Source organism: Neobacillus sp. MER 74 (assembly GCF_023714155.1).
Genome location: NZ_JAMAUV010000010.1, coordinates 154,538 through 172,353, shown reverse-complemented (window position 1 = coordinate 172,353; position 17,816 = coordinate 154,538). Strand labels below are relative to the sequence as shown.

Here is a 17,816-nt window from a genome sequence, read left to right as displayed (position 1 = left end):
TCGCCCTTGTTAAAGGAACCTCAAACCATTGGTGTGTTTGTCAAGAGCGATTGCGGGTACCTCCACTACAAAAAAGAGAGAAGAAAAAAACTTCAGGTCACTTTTTCATAGAAGTTTTGACACTACCGATAATAATTTATTCTAATTGTAACATTTTTCGGTTTGGCGGGCCGATAACATCGCTTCTACTGAGGTCCACTTTTGTTTATAATCGGTCAGAATTTTCCCCTTTGCTATGATTCAATTAAAAAGATATAGCATAACGAGAAAAGGAAACACCATATGAAAACAGCATCTACCCACTGTTTCCCATGGTGTCTCCTATGAGAATATTCTTTGAAGAAGAGATTTAGGTTTTTTACGCAATCTAGTCACTGTGCTCTGAAGTCCGTACATGAGCACTGATTTACTCATAAACAAAAGTACCATTTGGTAGGGTCTTAGTCTTATAAGAGAGGCAATTCCTAGTCTTTTTAAAATGTACATCCCTGGATAAGCAAAAAGAGTATCAAAAATTAAATTTAAAAATAGGTATCGAATAAAATTACCAAAAGTCCATTTTAAAATCCATAATGAACCGACAAAAAATGGCCCCAGCATGAATGGCAATTCGCCAATTACCCTAGGATTTATCCTTTCATAAATCCGCCACCACATTCTTTTTTTGGCGAGGATACTTTCAACTGCTACCCAGATGAACATAAATATAGCCCCTGGAAATAAACGCTTGATTGTTCGTTTCCCCATGAACGGCATCGATAACCAAGGCAGGATCATGATAACGAGTAAAATCATTTTATTTTTTCTCATCTATGTGTGCCAATCCTTTTTCTTTTTAGAATGCACAAATTTGGAAAAAACTATTTATGATTTTATAAAAATATTTTTTTCTTTAAATTGGAATTTCATATAGTAGCTATTTTTTTGTATAAAAAGCAAGTAAACTGTCCGTACACCTATTTAGATTTAACGCACTATTTACGATTTATGGTAAAATTATGTAGGATGATTATCCGAAAATTCAATTTTGTCATTAGAATTAGGAGGGAGAAATTGAAATGTTACAACGCCCACTAGTAAATGAGTACCCAGAATATTATAAACCGTATGTAACTCTAGTTCCTGATGGTGATCTATTATCACTTTTGAAGGAGCATTTGGTCAAAACAATCGAACTTTTCGAGTCACTATCGGAGGGGGTTGGCCACTTTCGTTATGCTGAAAATAAATGGAGCATCAAAGAAGTACTGTGCCATATGGCGGATACAGAAAGAATTATGAGTTATCGGCTTCTCCGCGTTGGACGTGGTGACCAGACTTCTTTGGCAGGTTTTGATGAGAATGATTATGTTCAAGGCTCGCAAATTCATAAATTACCCATAAAAAGTATTCTCGAAGACTTTATTGCCACTAGAAAAGCTACCCTTACTTTAATTCAAAATATGCCGGAAGAGGCCTGGACAAATATTGGATTTGCCAATAACACAGAAGTCACTGCCCGTGCCATCGCCTACATTATCGCAGGCCACGCTCTCCATCATTTGAATATTATTAGTGACCGATACCTGCCTTTATTAAAATAGACCAATATCGAGTCCGTGGGAAAATTTATCCTGCGGACTCAATTTTCGCTAATTTTATTGTTGCGAACATAAGTTCTCCGTTTTATAATAGAATTATCGGTAATAATAAGAAGTGGAACTCTTAAATCAAAATGTCCACAACAGCTATTATCGGATAGAGGTTCTCGAAAAAATAATTTTTTAACTGAGGAGAGGTTAATTATGACATTACGTTTGATTCCCTATTTTGTGATGGATGGAAATGCGAAGGAAGCCATACAATTCTATGAAAACGCTTTAGATGCACAAGTTCTTTTTTCACAATCTTTCGGAGAGATGCCAGAAAATCCTGATTTTCCACTACCAGCTGAAGCGAAAGACCGTATAAGTCATGCGACGATTAAAGTGGGCGAAACAGAATTAATGTTTTCCGACACTTTCCCTGGCCAACCACATCAAAGCGGTAATCAAGTGACCATCTGTATTTCAACGAACGATGCAGACCAAGCGCATAAATTCTTTGAAGCCCTGCAACAAGGCGGCCAAGTAACCATGCCTCTTCAAGAAACTTTTTTCAGCCCGGCATATGGCAGTGTAATCGATAAATTTGGTGTAACCTTCCAAATCTTCACTGAGGGCAGACAATAAATTCATACATACACAAGTTGTATTAAGATGAACCCGGTCCAAGATGTGACCGGGTTTTTTTGCCATTCTAACAAAAAAACTAATCAAGCGTGATTAGTTTTTTTAACCCATTTTCGATCGCGAAACGGCTGGCTGATATTTTCTCATTGGGGACTTTTCTAGCACTTCTTGAAGATAATAGTTTCCATTCGGACTTGTTTTCTTAAGCAGCTCCAACAAGTATGTAATATCATCTAGTGCTCTATGTGTTTGGTAATCTGTAATGTTGTGTGCTTGTAATAGCGTGAGTAATTTCCCATTGGGAAATCCGTAATTTTTCCAAGGGATATTTCTCATTGTACAGTACCATTTCAGATCGTTAACTTCTGGATACATATGATAAAGAAAGCTTCGATCGAAGGAGGCATTATGAGCAAACACGGAATCGGCACGATGGAAGTATGTTTTTATTTTTACATCATAAAAGCTTTTCCCTTGAACCATTTCATATGGGATTCCATGAACTCGGTACGCTGAGTCATAATTATTCCTTGCTGTACGGGAGAGCGGCTCACGTAAAAAGGAATCTTCTTCGATAATATCGATTACCTCGCCAGTGTCGGCTCGATAAGAAAATAACTTTAAGGCAAGTTCGATTACTTCATCTTTGGTTGGCCCTAAACCGGTAGTCTCAACATCTAATACTAATCCCAATTTTTCTGATCTCATTTACATGATCATCCCTTAATACTAAACTTTAACCCATTATACCAAAGGTCAATGGAGAACTGCTATCTCCAAAATGTACCTTCATGAGTATACTCAAGGGAAGAGGCGCTCCAGAGTGCCCACGACAGGTATTTTCTATGTCTTTGGGCACAATGAACCTTCCTATCGACATTAATTAATTCCCTCTTCCATCCCCGCAAGAAATGCCTTGATAATAATCATTAGACTTTCGTTCAAATCCAACGACATCTTGAACCCGCCCTTTTGCTCTAAGGATGAAAATCCATGTAAAATACTGCGCAAGCCCCTCACAGCATGCAGGGCACGCTCCCCTTCTAAATGATATGCCTGCAAAATCCGAACAGAAAGGTCAACGATTTTCGCCCCTGCTTGCTGCACATCCACATCTTCCGGATTCGGTGCAAGTAAGGTAGCCTCATAAATTCCTGGATGCCTACGGGCAAAATCTACATAAGCCTGACTTACCGCGAGGACAGCTTCGGTGCCTGACACCCCAATTGCTGCATCTGCCACCACTTTATAAAGCATATTGATTCCATAGATCGCCAATTTCTTTCGTAATCCTGGAAGTCCGTCGAAATGGTTATATAAAGAAGGCGAGCGGATACCTAGTTTCTTCGCAAGGTTTGCTAAGGTAACTTCCTGGATCCCCTGCTGGTCGGCAAGTTCTCCTGCCGCTTCAATAATAAAAGATAATTCGAGACCGATTTTTGGTCTTGGTGACATTGTCATGACTCCCTATCCAATTTTTCGTTCAAGATGTTTGATTGCCTGTTCCATTTCTTTCCTAGGATTCATCACCATCTCCCCATGGCCGACCGCAAGTAACTCTGGTTGGTAACCCACTAATTTCCGTGCGCTAGTCATGGCTGTTTCTTTACTCCAAGTACCAAAGGCTGGGAATGGAAACCATGGGACTATATCCCCTGCTACCGCCATTCCACCTCGTGTCTGCAAGGCATCCCCAGCAATCAACGCCTTTGTACGTAAATCTAAGAATGACATCGAGCCGGGTGTATGTCCTGGCGTTTCAATCGCGGTTAACGAACCAATCAAGTCGCCTTCCTTCAATAAAATACTAGCTCTCGTTTTTAATTTTTTCGGTACACCGCCTTTAATTGCGGTTTGCGCCTCATGAGGGTCAAGCGAACGATCACCGTTCATTAGCCTATTGTCGCGAACCGAAATATACACCGGTACTGCGGGCAGCATTTCTTTTATTGAATCCAGCGCACCGACATGATCTTCATGAGCATGTGTCAGCACTATTTTGGTAATTGGCTTTCCAATCGATTCCGCGGCCTTCATAATTCCCTTCGTGCAAAAACCTAGTGCCGCATCAATTAACGTTAACCCATCCTCTTCCTCCACCAAATAGCAGTTGACTGGAAAAACTCTTGCCATGAAAGTGACTTGATATAAATATCCATTTTTAATCATCCTCATCTGGCATATCCCCTTTAACTAATATCGTTAGTTTTATAATAACTAATACCATTAGTTTTATCAAGACCTTTTTTGGTAAAAATTTCAACTCTTACTTTAAAGCTATATTCATCTCCTATACCAAAAAATACTAACGAAGCACTCCATGAAAAAGGATTGTTCGTTCAAAACTTGTTCAAAACTTTTTTACGAATATGTGAAATAGTGAACATTTTACCCTAATTTCGAAATAAGTTTGTTATAGTAACAATGTAGAAAACAATTAACAAACTTTATAAACAAGGAGTGTTTCACATGGTAGTAAATTGGTTAAGAGAAAACAAAGTTGCCGCAGGAATTTTAACAGTCCTCCGCCTATATATCGGTTATTCTTGGTTAACAGCAGGGTACCACAAATTAGCAGGTGGCTTCGATGCCTCTGGATTCTTAAAAGGAGCCATCGCTAATCCCGTAAAAGGACCTGACGGCAGCGTAGTTTATGGCTGGTATGTTGATTTCTTACAACACTTTGCATTACCAAACGTTGATATTTTTAACACAATCGTTCCACTTGGCGAGTTTTTAGTTGGACTTGGACTAATTCTTGGATGCTTAACAACTGCTGCAATGTTCTTTGGTCTTGTGATGAATTTCTCTTTCTTCTTAGCAGGAACTGTATCTCATATTCCAACTGACCTTTTCATTGGAGCAATTATTCTATTCGCTGGTTATAATGCCGGCCGCATCGGTCTTGATCGTTGGGTAATCCCATTCATTCGTAAAACAGCTATTGGAGGTAATAAATCCGTAAAACACAACGTTTAAACCAAACAAAAAGCGACGCCAATCTTGGGCATTATGCCAGATTGCGTCGCTTTATTATTAATAGCTATTATCCTCTTCTAAACTTTCCTTGTTCACGTACCAATTGGTTACTTGTGTAAGAATAGCAAAGACGAAAAAGAAATTCATAGCCCAGACATTTATGAATGGAGCTATGCCGCCAAACTCAATGGTTTCAAGGCCTTTGAGATTCATGACAATCATCGATTCGATAAAAATAAGCACAAAACCCACTACACCAGCAATAGCCGCCCTAATCATATGTCTTCCCCCTGAAAAATTATTTTGTATGTAAATTCGATAAATGTATTTTGACAAATTTGTGAACGCCTTACTTTTATTATATTGCAAAAAAGGGAATAACAACACCCTGTAAGAAAAAAATTTATCCACCAACAAACAGCGCAATTTTTATAAATATTCGCTAGTTTAATAGTATCGAGTAAAAATATGGGGAGAAATTTAGATTTCAAATTTTTATAAGTATATGCCATCTTAACTACATTGCACATATAAAATCTTCACAACTTCCACACAAGTTCCACCTAAATTCTACATAAGTTTTTCATATGATTAACTCAAGTTAATACGGAAATGGTTTGAAGAACTCATTTCTTAAAACTTCCCATTATTGGATTGGTGCCTGACACCAATCCTTTTTTTTGCTCAAAGAAAAAGTCAGCCATCCCCTTTTATGATGGCTGACCTCTTTCTTTTCTTAGTTTACTCCTACTTGTGTCCAAGCGGATTTAACGGCATTGTATTGTGTGCTGCTTGATCCATAAAGGTCAGCTGCTGCAGCAAGGAGCGCTGCACGTGCCCCACTAAAATTACTTGTTGGAGTCAAATAAACTGTAAGTGCACGATAGTAGATTTTTTCAGCCACAGCTGTCCCTAGACTTGAAATCGTTAAATAGGCTGCTTTATTCGGAATACCGCTGTTTGTGTGAACGCCTCCATTATCAGACATTGTATTTACGTATCCGCTCATATTATCTGGCTGTCCATAAAGTTTAGGATTGGACAGGCTGCGAAGTGCATCACCAGCTATATTCGGTGTGTAAACATCTTCCCCCATTAAATAATCACCTTTATCAAGAAACACTCCGAATGTGTCAGAAATGGACTCATTTAAGGCCCCCGATTGATATTGGTACTGTAACCCAGCTGTTCTTTCCGTAACAGCATGGGTTAATTCATGGGCTACAACATCAAGAGCACCTGACAGTGAACGGAAGGTTTTTCCATCTCCATCTCCATAAACCATTTGTGATCCATTCCAGAAGGCGTTGTTGTAATTTCTACCATAGTGGACAGTGGAGCGAAGAGTGGCTCCATTATTATCAAAACTATTTCTATTAAATGTATTCTTATAATAATCATAAACAACACCGGCATAGTAGTGTGCATCTACATCGGCTCGCTGTCCGGTAGCGTTGAAATTATTATCAGCATCCACTGTATAATTACCAGGTAATCGGGATTGATTTGCTGCCGTTCTTGTTTCAATGACACCCGTCATCGGCTTAGTAATATCATATAAATAGTAAGTTCCGCTTGAGTAGTAGGTGTTTATTGTTTTCGTATCCCCAAGGACACCTACTCCTGTTCCATCAGCCACCGCATTATAGGACTTTAAGATATTCCCGTTGACAGCATCCACATAAACAACCCAATTAGCAGGGTATGGCTGAATAAATTGGAGATTTGTTTTGTAAGCCAGATTAAATTGATCTCCATTCTTATAAACTACTAATTCAGCCTTTTCAACGGTATCCTCTACCTTTTTACCGGTAGGACCAGCCTCGGCATTGGTTAGGGTTTCTGCTTTTGTTACTGTAATAGATTTCCAAGACTTATCGAGAGCAGCATCCTTCGATAGCTGAGCTTTTAATGCGCCCTTGAAATAGGAAGATGCTTCTGGAAATACATCTCCATTCACTGCCGTAACAATTCCATTTTTATCGGTATGGACCTTAAACTGTGCTCCATCCACCGGAATCCCCTGAACCGATTGAACAAAATAATAGTGCTTGCTGCCAAGTTCGTCCGTCTGAACATCTAGTAAAGTTAAATCTTTAGCTGTATCTAATTGATATAGCTCTTTATTTTCTTTTAAAAATTGCTTAATGGCATCTTTATCTTTATAGGCTTTGGTAGATAACTTTCCATGAACAAAGGATGGTACCTTTTGACCTTGTTTCCAATGAACCTTTGCATCCTGACCAAACTGCATTGCATCTTTCTGTACCGTAACATTATACAGTTCAGTTTTTGCTGCAGCCGTTATTGGCAGCACAGACCCCACTGTTAATCCCAATGCTAATACTAGTGATGTTCTCTTTTTCATCGCCAACCGCCTCCTAATTTCTCTTTGTATAGAATTTTCAAAATAATCATAACACGGTGAATCTATTAGGATAATTGGGAAAAAGTAGGGGACATGGTGTCAGGCACTAACGAAAGTACTAACGAAAAATAAACTATTCTATTAAAAATCCCAACGCTAGGTTCTCAAAAGCGTTGGGAAAATTTTATTATTTATTTTTTCGGGGGTCTAAACTTTTATTTTATTTTTTGTATCTTTTTATTTAGTGCTTAAAGATTACTTTATTTCAACTTGTGCTCGAATAAAAGTTATAATTTTTTAGATTATTAACCTGATAGTATCAGTGGTTGTCTTTACATGGTGACAAGGACAAGAAATAACCGCCATTGAAACAACGACGGTTACGTTTTAACCAAAAAGTTAATATAGAATTTTAAACTAATTCACCCTAATTTTTTATTAAAACATCACGATCATCAGCTTGAGGAGGTTCCTCCATCCATCCGTTTTTGATCATAATTTTCGCTCCTGCTTCCGCATAGAGTGATATTTCTGGAATTAAAGCTGCATACTTCAGACCGATATCCCTTCTTGGACTTGCTGCCATCGCCATTCCATAATTACCGATTCCTGCAGCAATCATCGTTGATACATTAAACATGATAAGTTTATCAGAAAAAACGGTTTTAGTGGAATCGGAAACAGCTGAATCCCAGCTCATTGGAGCAGGAAGATCTTCCTTTTTTAATATATCACTAAATAAATCTGCGTGTTGCTGTGCCAGTTGAATTCCTTTTTGAAGAAATTGCTTTACCTCTTTATCCTGTGCGGTCTGAGCGTACCCTATTATTAATGCCTTACCAATCATATTGGTTTGAATATTTAAGAATACATGTGTAATTTCTATAGAAGTAATCGGTCTCCTATGACCGAAAAAGCCAGCCAAAAAATGATCTCTTTTTACAAAATCCACTTTATCTGGTATGGAGATATAAGGCGGTTTAATATAAGTACCTTGATTCAACATAAGATCCCTGGTCAAATCCTGCAGATCAACAGCAGTTTTTAATACACGTTTAAAAAAATCAACCAAATCTGGACGTGTTACCAATCCCAGTGCAGCACTGCTTGCGGCCATGGCAAGTATCGACATGTTACGATAAAACATTAAAACAAAAGTGTCAGAAAATAGTTTAGGGGCATTGGGTTTTACATCTTTATCTGTAAAGCCCAACGGAACAGGGAAACCCTCCTTTTTAAACAGTTCCTCCACAATTGAAACATTGCCTTTAGCTACGTCCAAAGTAAATTCAATAACCGGACGCACCTCTTCATCTTCCACTTTCTCTAAGTAATGGCTGCTCACACAAACAGCTAGAGTGTCACTCAAATATTGAGTCCATAACGTAGACATTTCAGCTGCTGTTAAGTGGAGCTTTATTTTATCCTCCATATGGTACCTCTTTTTCATAATATGAATTCGCCTATCATAATCTATTTGTTATTAGAATCCACCAAAGGAGATCATTTATTATATATACACAAAACTTTTCCCAATAAATTTTAACTAGAATTTGTTACAAAATAATAAGGAAATACTATTACCAATAATAAACAGCAAAATGTATTTTCGAGTGCTAAAAAAAATAGTAGAATAATCCTATACAACATTGAGGAGTAGATTACACTTGGTTTTCATTCGCGTTCTATCGTCAATTCTAAAAAATAAATTTCTACTTTATCTACTTCTCACTTTGATTCCCGCTTTAGCCGCTAGTTCGGTGTTAGCCCAACACCAAGTAAAAATTTTGGAAGCACAAAATAAAAATAAAGCCGCACGATATGCCACCTTTCACACAATGAATATAGAAAATTTATTTAACGAAACGGTTGGCCGATTAGAAATGCTCGCAACTTCACTTAAGTATCAGAACACCAACCTATCTAATTTGGAAACAGTGCTTCGAGAAACAAAAGGGAAGGATCCTCGTCTATCTGGTTTCTTTTGGACAAATAGCCAAGGTGACTTATTAATTAGTACGAATACAAATTCTGAAAATGTGAATGTAAACGATCAACCTTATTTTCAACATGCCATCCAGACAGAGAAAACAAGTTTTTCGGACGTACATATTGGCCGGGTTACAGGCAGGCAAATCATCACAATTGCTACTCCGATTGTCGATCATGGAAAAGTGCAGGGTGTGCTTGTTGCCAGTTTACGTACAGATAAAATTGAAGCAGCCATTAAAAACCTGGTTAATGGCGAAATGGTCATTATCACCGATGATTCAAACAAGATTTTATTTAAAGCGGGTTCCCTACCTGAAAAGGACTCGGTAAAATCCAGTATGAAAATAGCCAATGTTAATTGGAAAATATCCGTCTTTGTCCAATCGGAAAATGAACTAGCTTTTTGGAAATCGTTTGTTAAATATTTGATGATTTTTTTAACCATTTCCAATATCGTCTTTTTATGGGCTCAATACTTTCTTTTGAAAAAGAAAGTACAAAGGGAAAATGCGCAAACGGAACATCATAAACTAGAATTAATCGGGAAACTTGCCGCAAGTACAGCTCATGAAATCCGGAATCCATTAACCGGAATAAAAGGATTAATAAAACTTTTAAGCGAGGAATATCACGATCAGAAAGCCCAATCCTATTTCAAAGTAATTCAAACAGAAATCGATCGAATCAATGGTATTGTTAGTGAATTGCTTGTACTAGGAAAACCCACTGCTCATTCGCTTAAAATTGATAATGTTAATACCATTCTGACAGAAATCGAGCCGATCATTCAATCCGAAGCTAATTTTATGAATGTGGAGTTAATCATTAATTACTCTAAAGAAAATCTACCCGTTTCTTGTGTCAAAGATCAGTTAAAGCAAGTCATTCTTAATTTAACAAAGAACTCGTTGCAAGCCATGCCTTTTGGAGGAAAACTTTCTATCATTCTTGAGAAACAGGCAGAACACTGTTTAATTACCGTCACCGATAACGGAGTGGGAATGCAGCAAGATCAAATCAACCAAGCATTTAACCCATTCTTTACACTCAAGAAAGATGGATCTGGCTTAGGATTAACTGTTTGCAAACGGATTATCGACTCCTATGGCGGGAAGATTTTAATCCACAGTATTCCAAATGAAGGAACACAAGTCATCATTACACTCCCATTGGTATTCAACCAATAGGCGTAAAAAAGCTGCCCTCGAAAACAGGGCAGCTTTAAAAATAAACAAAATGGGTGTCAGGCACCATGTGCATTCTTTTATACTTCCTCACTCTTGTTTAAAAGATTAACGGAATTCTTGAAGAGTGGAATGAGAATAATTACCCCCACGATAAATAGCAGGGCCGATAATTCGTACATGGTTACCAAAGAAGTGGTTTTCTTCAGCCATCCGCTCGCTGTCATGGTAATAACCATTGTCCCCATAAACATAGGGTTTAATATGCCATTGACTCGACCGATAAAAGCTTCTTCTGTGTTTTTCAATATCATTGTATTAATCCCAATGTGAATACAAGGCATAAACAAACCGCTAATGAATTGCGCGGTCAATGTCAGCCACAATTGTTCTGATAGCCCCATCGCGAAAAATCCTAGTGCCGAAGCGCTCATTCCAATGGCAAGCAAGATTTGTGGAGGAGTCTTTTTGGCTAACCCCATCGTGAGTCCACCACCTAAAATCATCCCCGCTCCAAAAGCTGCCATCAACCATTGCAGATCCTCTTTTGGTAAACCAAGTCTTTCTGTAATAAGGAAAACAGATAGTGGCTGCGTCAGTCCCAGCCCTAGACCTGCTGCCGCAAAACAGCCACCTAGCAAGGTCAGCGCTCGACTGTTCCAAACATAACGGAATCCTGCCTTCATTTCGTCCATAAGTGTCGTTTTAACAGGGCCTTCCTCAATTTCTCTGTCAGGTGGAAGCATAAATAGAGTCGCTGCCGAAAGCATAAAGGCAATCCCCATAATCGCAATCGCTGCATTTATACCGTAATGCTGATACACAAAAGTTCCAATAATCGGACCTAAAATCATAAAGAGCGCAAACACCGTTTGGTACATCGACATCCCCATTTGAATTAGTTCTTCTTTTACATGAAGCTTAAAAAGTTTCATTCCAGAAGGCTGTGAAAACTGTGAAAGGATCGATGACACGAGAGTTGCAAAGAAAATGACCTTCCAGCCCCCAAATACCAGTGTTAACAAAACAATAAAGATAGACACCGCACTGAGGAAATCGCACCAAATCATCGTCCGTCTCGGCCGCCACCTATCAGCAAAAGTCCCTCCAATAAAGGAAAAAAGAAAGATTGGTGCGAATTCTGCAACTGAAATCAGTGAGACTGCAACGGGATCTTCATTTGTTTTCTCAATCACAAATAATAAAATGGAGTAGTTACGTACCCAAATACCGATTTGCAAGAATAACGTAGAGAGCAAGATTGTGCGTATGACACGATTCCTAAATAAGTCCCCCATGGTAATGTTTGATTTTGTTTCTTCCATAAAAAAAACCTCCTCATCCAATTATCTGGACAGGAGGTACTTATGTAGCAAAAGGGCACAGTACACCAAGTACCTTTTACTCCCTTTTGTCTATAAAAGCCCGCACTAACCCTATCCAGAAATATGTTCGTTTAATTATCCGAATTTTTTTCTTTTAATAGGTTTAGTGAATCATTGGCCTTATGGTCACCCTTTCAATTATCGTATTCTCCATACTACTCGATTCAACTCGAAGAATCAATAGCGAAGTTTGTCAAACGGTGTATACCAATGAAAATCACCTGAACCCCTTATTAGTTTAGGTAAATCCAAGATATTCTAAACTAATAGGATCAATAAAATTAATATACCTATAGATACCTTTTAGTCTTCAAGTCTTGTTATTTGATTATATCTAACTCCTTCTTAATCATACTTTGTCGCAGTTTCGAATATAGTTCAACGAATCCAATGAAAATTATGGTAAATTTTAAATAGAAAAAAAATGAAAGTAGGCGGCTATGGTGTTAGAAAAATTCCCTGTTTATATGAGCTCTTTTAAACAAGAACGACTGATTAGAGTATACCTGCCTAGTAGTTACAGAGAGGAAAATAAAAGATTCCCAGTCTTATATATGCATGACGGACAAAATGTTTTTGAAGATGAAGGGGCCATCAAAGGGGTATCTTTAGGAATGAAAGATTACTTGGATAAGCATGGGCTTGAGATCATTGTCGTTGCGATTGATCTAAATCCTGAGGGGGAGGAACGAGTCAATGAATACTGTCCATGGGGTCATGGAGAGGTAAGCAAACAAATCTTAGGATACGCCAGTCCATCTGGCGGCCGCGGTGAAGAATATATTGATTTTATTGTGAACGAGCTGAAACCGTTAATTGATGAGAAGTACCGTACCATTCAAAATCATACATCGATGGCTGGAATATCATTGGGTGGATTAATCTCCACCTATGCAGCCTGCCGTTATCCGCATATTTTTAAAAGAATCGCAGCTTTATCACCTGGATTTTATCGAAATCAAGAGGAAATTGAAAACCTGTTAAGAACATCAGACTTATCTAAAATCGAAAAGTTTTATATGGATTTTGGCACAAGAGAAGTTGGTGCAGATGAAGAAATGAATCAAGTTTTCCTTGACCTTACCAATCGTGTATACGAAATATTGAATGAAAAAATACACGATTTTCACTTTCAGCTTGTCGAGGATGCGGAACATGCTTATCCATTCTTTAGAAAAAGAATTCCGGCCGTACTCTCCTACATATTTTCAGATTAATACGAAGAAGTACGAAAAGAAGGGTGTCAGGCACCATGTGAAAAATTCACATAGTGCCTGACACCCAATATAACCCAATTAGAATGGTTTTAAGATCATCAAGCTGATGATGATTAAAAAGATGATATTTTCCAGGTTTTCAAATTGGAAGAGTATTTTTGATAAACGCCAATATTCCGCTGGGATTTCTTCGCCTTTATGAGATTCTAAAAGTGCTTTTACTGGTTTTGACCTAGGTGATAGGACAAGCGGACCAATGGCAAGGGCCGCCAAAAAAAGAATCAGACTGGTTACATACCAACCCATCTTAAATAGGCTTGGGTTAAGGAGCCCCATACTTAACCCTGTAATTAATAAAAGCGTGCCGCCAATCATGACAAAAATGTGCAACTTATGTCTAATCTTATAGGAATGTCTTAATTCGGTCATGTTTTTTCCAGATTTAACCACGGTTGTTAATATGAATCCCGGCCCCATCCCTAGGATGGCTGAAAAAATATGTATGAAAACAAGGATTTTATAGATAGTAATCAATTGCTGCCAACCTCCATTCACTCCATCCCCATTTTATCATATTCTTAATTAATATATTAAAGTGAAATATAGTAGTTTTTGTGGCTCCTTTTGAATAAACAAATTTTTAAAGTTAACCCTATTTACAAAAAGAATATATAAAGGAGCTTTTCTGTGAAACAACCTTATGAAATTTTTAATATGATTGTTGATGAAGAGGCATACGATCAAGAAGAAGTAACCGCTGATTTTACCTACCAGGAGCAAGATTATAGTATTACTTTTAGAAAAGGAGACCTTGAAGTTGTGAATGCTTGGGTCTTTAAGAACGGAGTGTCATTGCCGGCTAATTTATCCGAGAATATCATCGAATCAATTAGAGCAGATGTGAAGAATAGAATTTAGTTTATTGATGAAAAAGTATAACAAACACGTAAGGCCATCAGAAATCTCTCTGATGACCTTTTCTTGTGCACCCAGTTTTGATGAGATAGGACATCATCCAGTTTCTTGATTACTTGTTAATTGAGTAAGTACCTTTTGATAGGCGGCTGCTTCTTGAATCATCCCTTTTGATTGATACATCTTACTGATTTTCCGAACAGGAGCAGGATTTTGCGGATCGAGTTCCATTTCCCAAAAGAAACAATCGATCGCTTGATCAAATTGTTTGAACTCCGCATAATAATCACCTAATTCCATCATCCGATCAGGATTCTCTAATAATCCAACCATTTCACTTATCTTTTTCATCACTTCCAGTCCCGGGATTACCATTTGTATAGGGCTGAGTTGTTCATACACGGTTTTAAGGTCATGCTCTTTAAGGAGGAATTCAGCACATTGGAACACCTTTTGTTCAAAGCGCCTAGTTTTTTCTGAATGTGGCAAGTGCTGCAACAATTTAATAAATTCATCAAAATGTTCTATGACAAATGTCGAGTCAGAATGATCCCAAATTATTAGGAGATTGGCATTGAAGGAGGCTGGCAGGTCATTGATAAATCTGAATAAGCATAGGGCAGTTTTCTCATAATTACCAGCTTGAAGCATTTTGTTGATGACAGATTCTGAATCAGGCAGCACTCGAAAGGGATTGATATTCAGTTGTGCCAAAATCAGCATCCATTCTTCCATCGTCATAAAGCGTAAGGCTCTGCCTGTATACTTCTCGATCGATTTAGTCCCTATAAGTTTCTCGGTATTTTCTAACCATAGCAATAACTCAACTAAACCGTCTTGTTTATTCACTATTTCTTCTAAACATTTTTGTTCTTCTGGATTGGTTCGATTTTTGAAGCAATTCAATTCTACATATAGGGGGTCCTTGGATAGGATTGCAGGTAAACTTGAGGAATGGTAAAAATGGTGGTATGAACTAAATTCTTGGGCGGTCAAACGTTCTTGTGCTGATTTGAAGTTCGGTGCGAAATCAGCTAACATCTGAAGGATTTGAAAGGATTTTAGAAATTTACCGTTTCTTCTAAAGTGGAAGAAAACCTTATCAATAGCCTTGATTAGTTGCTCTTTTTCGAAAAAAGAGTCAAGTGTGGTTAGTATATAGACCATTTCCTGTGGTGAGTAATCGAGTTGAAGTCGAGAAAAAAGGTTACTTTTATTGGGAATAGTTACGGTTCCTTCGGGGATTAATGCACGTAAGATTGGATGCGGAAATTCAATAGTAATACCTTCTTGAGTCGCTTTATATATAAATGTTCCTTTCTCGACTTGGTCGAGCTTTCCACCAAAAATAAGGGCATTATTATAGTAAATAAGATAATATCTTTCTTGATCTACCGTACTAAGTTGGATTACCTTACTCCTTGCATATACGGCGGCCCTTATTACATTTCCTTTTACCATATGTTTTTTATTTTTTATCGAAATTTCGGTTGGCATTATTTGATTGTTATCCATTCTGCATCTGCCCCCTATCGTAATATACAGCTATTAAAACATTTTACCTTCATGACTTTATTATATCATAAACAAAAAAAGAGGTCCTTTAACCGGGACCTCCCTTTTTAGCCTCCTAATCATTCGGGTTAATAATGGCCAATACCTGATGATCTTCCCATTTTCCGTTTATTTTCACATTTTTCACAGCTAATCCTTCTTTATGGAAACCAGATTTCTCTAATACACGAATGGAACCAATATTGTGCGGCATGACGCCGGCCTCTATCCTGTGTAATTTCAATTCCTTAAATGCATAATCCACCATCAACTTAACCGCCTCTGTTGTAAAGCCTCTCCCATTATGCTTTTCATCTAAAAAATATCCGATAAACGCACTATGAAGTGAGCCTCTAAGAACGTGAAATAAATTTATCGTTCCAATTAAGCAGCCCTCATTTGTAAAAATTCCGAACATATAACTTTGATCATGGCTGATTTCATCTTGATAAACCTGAATTCGCTGCAGTTGAGTTTCGACTGTATAGAAATCTTCACTTCGCTCCATTGAAAACATTTCAAAAAAATGGCGATTATCTTTATTTAATTGAAGGAGTGGTACGGCATCTTCTTTAGAGAACGGTCTAATATAGATTTTTTCACCTTTAAAGACAGACTTTTCTTCTCTTGCTCTTAAATGCAATACCATATGTTCGTCATTATAATCGATTCCATTAACTTTGAAGGCATTTTCCTCGAATCCATATACTTGAAAACCTAATTTACGATAAAGTTGTTTTGCTTTATCATTGCTTGCCATCACAGATAAATTTATTTTTTCAATCGCTGGAATCGATTTGGCTTTATTTATGGCCTCAGTCATTAATGCTTTCCCCACACCCCTACCTTGCTTCTTAGGGGTAACATACATCGCAAAAATATTGGCCCGATGCTGAATTTTTTCAGCATTCTCATGTAATAAAGTGACAACTCCAATTAGACTCTTTTGTTCAAATGCACCAAATGTATAATTCCCTTCAGCATTAAAATTACGGACAACTTGGTCAATCGGATTTTCTCTTTTTAAAGCATCTTCGTAACTCGTTAAGAACGCTTCCGGATTCTGCTTTAGTGCTTCCAACCTTAGCGCCCAATAGCTTTCTGCATCAGAAGCAGTTAGTAATTTAAACTCCATAATAATCCCCTCCGCAAATCTAACAGCCAAGAACTCGACCACATCCTGGCTCAGTACTTTTCTGTTGAAATTTAACAAATAGTGCTTAATAAAATTCTACATAAGTTATTATCTAAAAAGAAATGATAAGAGCAAAAACAAAGAAGGTTATCTCATGAAAAAAGTTTTAATTGGTTTATTTATTTCTATCCTCTGCTTCTCTGGAAGTATAAGTCCACTGACAGCCATAAATATAGGATCTGCGCAACAAAAACCGATTCCTCCATATGCAAAGTGGGGTACATTGGCGTTGAAGGAAACCCATAAAAAGTATCCGCAAGCCAAGATCATTGATTATCTTCACATTGGAAGAACAAGCGGACCGCAAACCTCCACCGAAAAGTTTAAGCTTTGGTTAAAAGATAAGAATAAAGAATTCGGTGTCTTCGTCAATATAGAATTTAATAAATCGACGGAAAAAGTCGTCAAGATCACTTTTCAGGAGACCTCAAGATAGTACTTTTTCAAAAAAAGAGAATCAAATTATGTTAAGATTTCTTCGACAACAGATGTACGTCTTCATACATCCAACGTTCCTGATCTTCCTGGCTAACTGATGTAAAATGTTTATTCTTGGCAAACTGGTAATTAACATGGAGAATATCTATATTGTTATTCAAACACATACCAGTTGTGTAATGGAAAAGTGGACGTTGGGTCGTATATCCAAGGCCCGGCAGCATGATGTAAATACTTTTATTCAGTTTCTCATGATGAATCCATGAATACGGAATGCTTGAAAATTCATTTCTAACCAGTCCTTCTTTCAATTGCTCCAATCCACTTCACCTCTTTTATATCTTCAAAAACTCCTCATTTAAAAATCAGCTTAAATGAC

The 17,816-nt window shown here is 37.6% G+C and carries 19 protein-coding genes and 1 pseudogene; 7 read left to right on the top strand and 13 right to left on the bottom strand.

Features of this window, described 5'->3' with window-relative positions:
• Positions 1-321: 321 nt before the first annotated feature.
• A complete protein-coding gene (locus M3610_RS17580) occupies positions 322-810 on the bottom strand; it encodes a hypothetical protein (protein ID WP_142333035.1) in 489 nt (162 codons plus the stop codon).
• Between the two features lie 248 nt (positions 811-1,058).
• Here M3610_RS17580 and M3610_RS17575 point away from each other — a divergent pair, with 248 nt between their 5' ends.
• Together M3610_RS17575 and M3610_RS17570 are read left to right on the top strand one after the other, a co-directional pair.
• Entirely contained in the window at positions 1,059-1,583 is a 525-nt protein-coding gene (locus M3610_RS17575) for a DinB family protein (RefSeq protein ID WP_251461014.1), read from the top strand.
• A 201-nt stretch (positions 1,584-1,784) separates the two neighbouring features.
• Positions 1,785-2,210, top strand: coding sequence for a VOC family protein (locus M3610_RS17570; protein WP_098575850.1), 426 nt, complete (start codon positions 1,785-1,787; stop codon positions 2,208-2,210).
• Between the two features lie 102 nt (positions 2,211-2,312).
• Here M3610_RS17570 and M3610_RS17565 read toward each other — a convergent pair whose 3' ends face one another.
• The 3 genes from M3610_RS17565 to M3610_RS17555 all read right to left on the bottom strand — a co-directional run bounded on the left by M3610_RS17565 (position 2,313) and on the right by M3610_RS17555 (position 4,385).
• Positions 2,313-2,918 carry an exonuclease domain-containing protein gene (locus M3610_RS17565; RefSeq protein ID WP_251461012.1) on the bottom strand — a complete coding sequence of 202 codons (606 nt, stop codon included), beginning with the start codon at positions 2,916-2,918 and terminating at the stop codon, positions 2,313-2,315.
• A gap of 171 nt (positions 2,919-3,089) precedes the next feature.
• On the bottom strand, positions 3,090-3,665 hold the full coding sequence (locus tag M3610_RS17560) for a TetR/AcrR family transcriptional regulator (RefSeq protein ID WP_098575852.1): 576 nt from the start codon (positions 3,663-3,665) through the stop codon (positions 3,090-3,092).
• Positions 3,666-3,677: 12 nt separating this feature from the next.
• On the bottom strand, positions 3,678-4,385 hold the full coding sequence (locus tag M3610_RS17555) for an MBL fold metallo-hydrolase (protein ID WP_098575853.1): 708 nt from the start codon (positions 4,383-4,385) through the stop codon (positions 3,678-3,680).
• 294 nt (positions 4,386-4,679) lie between these two features.
• On the opposite strand from M3610_RS17555, the gene M3610_RS17550 reads away from it, so the two are divergent.
• On the top strand, positions 4,680-5,189 hold the full coding sequence (locus M3610_RS17550; RefSeq protein ID WP_098575854.1) for a DoxX family protein: 510 nt from the start codon (positions 4,680-4,682) through the stop codon (positions 5,187-5,189).
• Positions 5,190-5,246: 57 nt separating this feature from the next.
• On the opposite strand, the gene M3610_RS17545 is transcribed toward M3610_RS17550, so the two are convergent.
• From M3610_RS17545 to M3610_RS17535, 3 genes are all read right to left on the bottom strand, one after another.
• The gene (locus M3610_RS17545; protein WP_098575855.1) at positions 5,247-5,468 is read right to left on the bottom strand and encodes a hypothetical protein; all 222 of its coding nucleotides are present in this window, start codon (positions 5,466-5,468) and stop codon (positions 5,247-5,249) included.
• Between the two features lie 457 nt (positions 5,469-5,925).
• A complete protein-coding gene (locus M3610_RS17540) occupies positions 5,926-7,557 on the bottom strand; it encodes a M4 family metallopeptidase (protein WP_251461010.1) in 1,632 nt (543 codons plus the stop codon).
• A 427-nt stretch (positions 7,558-7,984) separates the two neighbouring features.
• Positions 7,985-8,989, bottom strand: coding sequence for a DUF3231 family protein (locus tag M3610_RS17535; protein ID WP_251461008.1), 1,005 nt, complete (start codon positions 8,987-8,989; stop codon positions 7,985-7,987).
• Positions 8,990-9,224: 235 nt separating this feature from the next.
• Here M3610_RS17535 and M3610_RS17530 point away from each other — a divergent pair, with 235 nt between their 5' ends.
• Positions 9,225-10,736, top strand: a complete 1,512-nt coding sequence (locus tag M3610_RS17530) for an ATP-binding protein (protein ID WP_251461006.1) — start codon at positions 9,225-9,227, stop codon at positions 10,734-10,736.
• Between the two features lie 77 nt (positions 10,737-10,813).
• On the opposite strand, the gene M3610_RS17525 is transcribed toward M3610_RS17530, so the two are convergent.
• On the bottom strand, positions 10,814-12,058 hold the full coding sequence (locus M3610_RS17525) for an MFS transporter (RefSeq protein ID WP_098575858.1): 1,245 nt from the start codon (positions 12,056-12,058) through the stop codon (positions 10,814-10,816).
• A gap of 500 nt (positions 12,059-12,558) precedes the next feature.
• Between M3610_RS17525 and M3610_RS17520 the strand changes: the two genes are divergently transcribed.
• The gene (locus tag M3610_RS17520; protein WP_251461004.1) at positions 12,559-13,335 is read left to right on the top strand and encodes an alpha/beta hydrolase; all 777 of its coding nucleotides are present in this window, start codon (positions 12,559-12,561) and stop codon (positions 13,333-13,335) included.
• A gap of 78 nt (positions 13,336-13,413) precedes the next feature.
• Here M3610_RS17520 and M3610_RS17515 read toward each other — a convergent pair whose 3' ends face one another.
• Positions 13,414-13,869 carry a DUF2269 family protein gene (locus tag M3610_RS17515; protein ID WP_098575860.1) on the bottom strand — a complete coding sequence of 152 codons (456 nt, stop codon included), beginning with the start codon at positions 13,867-13,869 and terminating at the stop codon, positions 13,414-13,416.
• 153 nt (positions 13,870-14,022) lie between these two features.
• Here M3610_RS17515 and M3610_RS17510 point away from each other — a divergent pair, with 153 nt between their 5' ends.
• On the top strand, positions 14,023-14,253 hold the full coding sequence (locus M3610_RS17510) for a hypothetical protein (RefSeq protein ID WP_251461003.1): 231 nt from the start codon (positions 14,023-14,025) through the stop codon (positions 14,251-14,253).
• Between the two features lie 93 nt (positions 14,254-14,346).
• Here M3610_RS17510 and M3610_RS17505 read toward each other — a convergent pair whose 3' ends face one another.
• From M3610_RS17505 to M3610_RS17495, 3 genes and pseudogenes are all read right to left on the bottom strand, one after another.
• Complete coding sequence (locus M3610_RS17505) at positions 14,347-15,765, bottom strand: tetratricopeptide repeat protein (protein WP_251461002.1); 1,419 nt, start codon at positions 15,763-15,765, stop codon at positions 14,347-14,349.
• A 115-nt stretch (positions 15,766-15,880) separates the two neighbouring features.
• Positions 15,881-16,453, bottom strand: a complete 573-nt coding sequence (locus M3610_RS17500) for a GNAT family N-acetyltransferase (RefSeq protein ID WP_098576153.1) — start codon at positions 16,451-16,453, stop codon at positions 15,881-15,883.
• A 9-nt stretch (positions 16,454-16,462) separates the two neighbouring features.
• A pseudogene (locus M3610_RS17495) lies at positions 16,463-16,939 on the bottom strand (GNAT family N-acetyltransferase); the annotation flags it as partial.
• A gap of 154 nt (positions 16,940-17,093) precedes the next feature.
• Here M3610_RS17495 and M3610_RS17490 point away from each other — a divergent pair.
• The gene (locus M3610_RS17490) at positions 17,094-17,435 is read left to right on the top strand and encodes a YqzG/YhdC family protein (protein WP_098575862.1); all 342 of its coding nucleotides are present in this window, start codon (positions 17,094-17,096) and stop codon (positions 17,433-17,435) included.
• Between the two features lie 31 nt (positions 17,436-17,466).
• Here the strand turns inward: M3610_RS17490 and M3610_RS17485 are convergent, their stop codons facing one another.
• Complete coding sequence (locus M3610_RS17485; protein WP_251461001.1) at positions 17,467-17,757, bottom strand: hypothetical protein; 291 nt, start codon at positions 17,755-17,757, stop codon at positions 17,467-17,469.
• Positions 17,758-17,816: the final 59 nt, after the last annotated feature.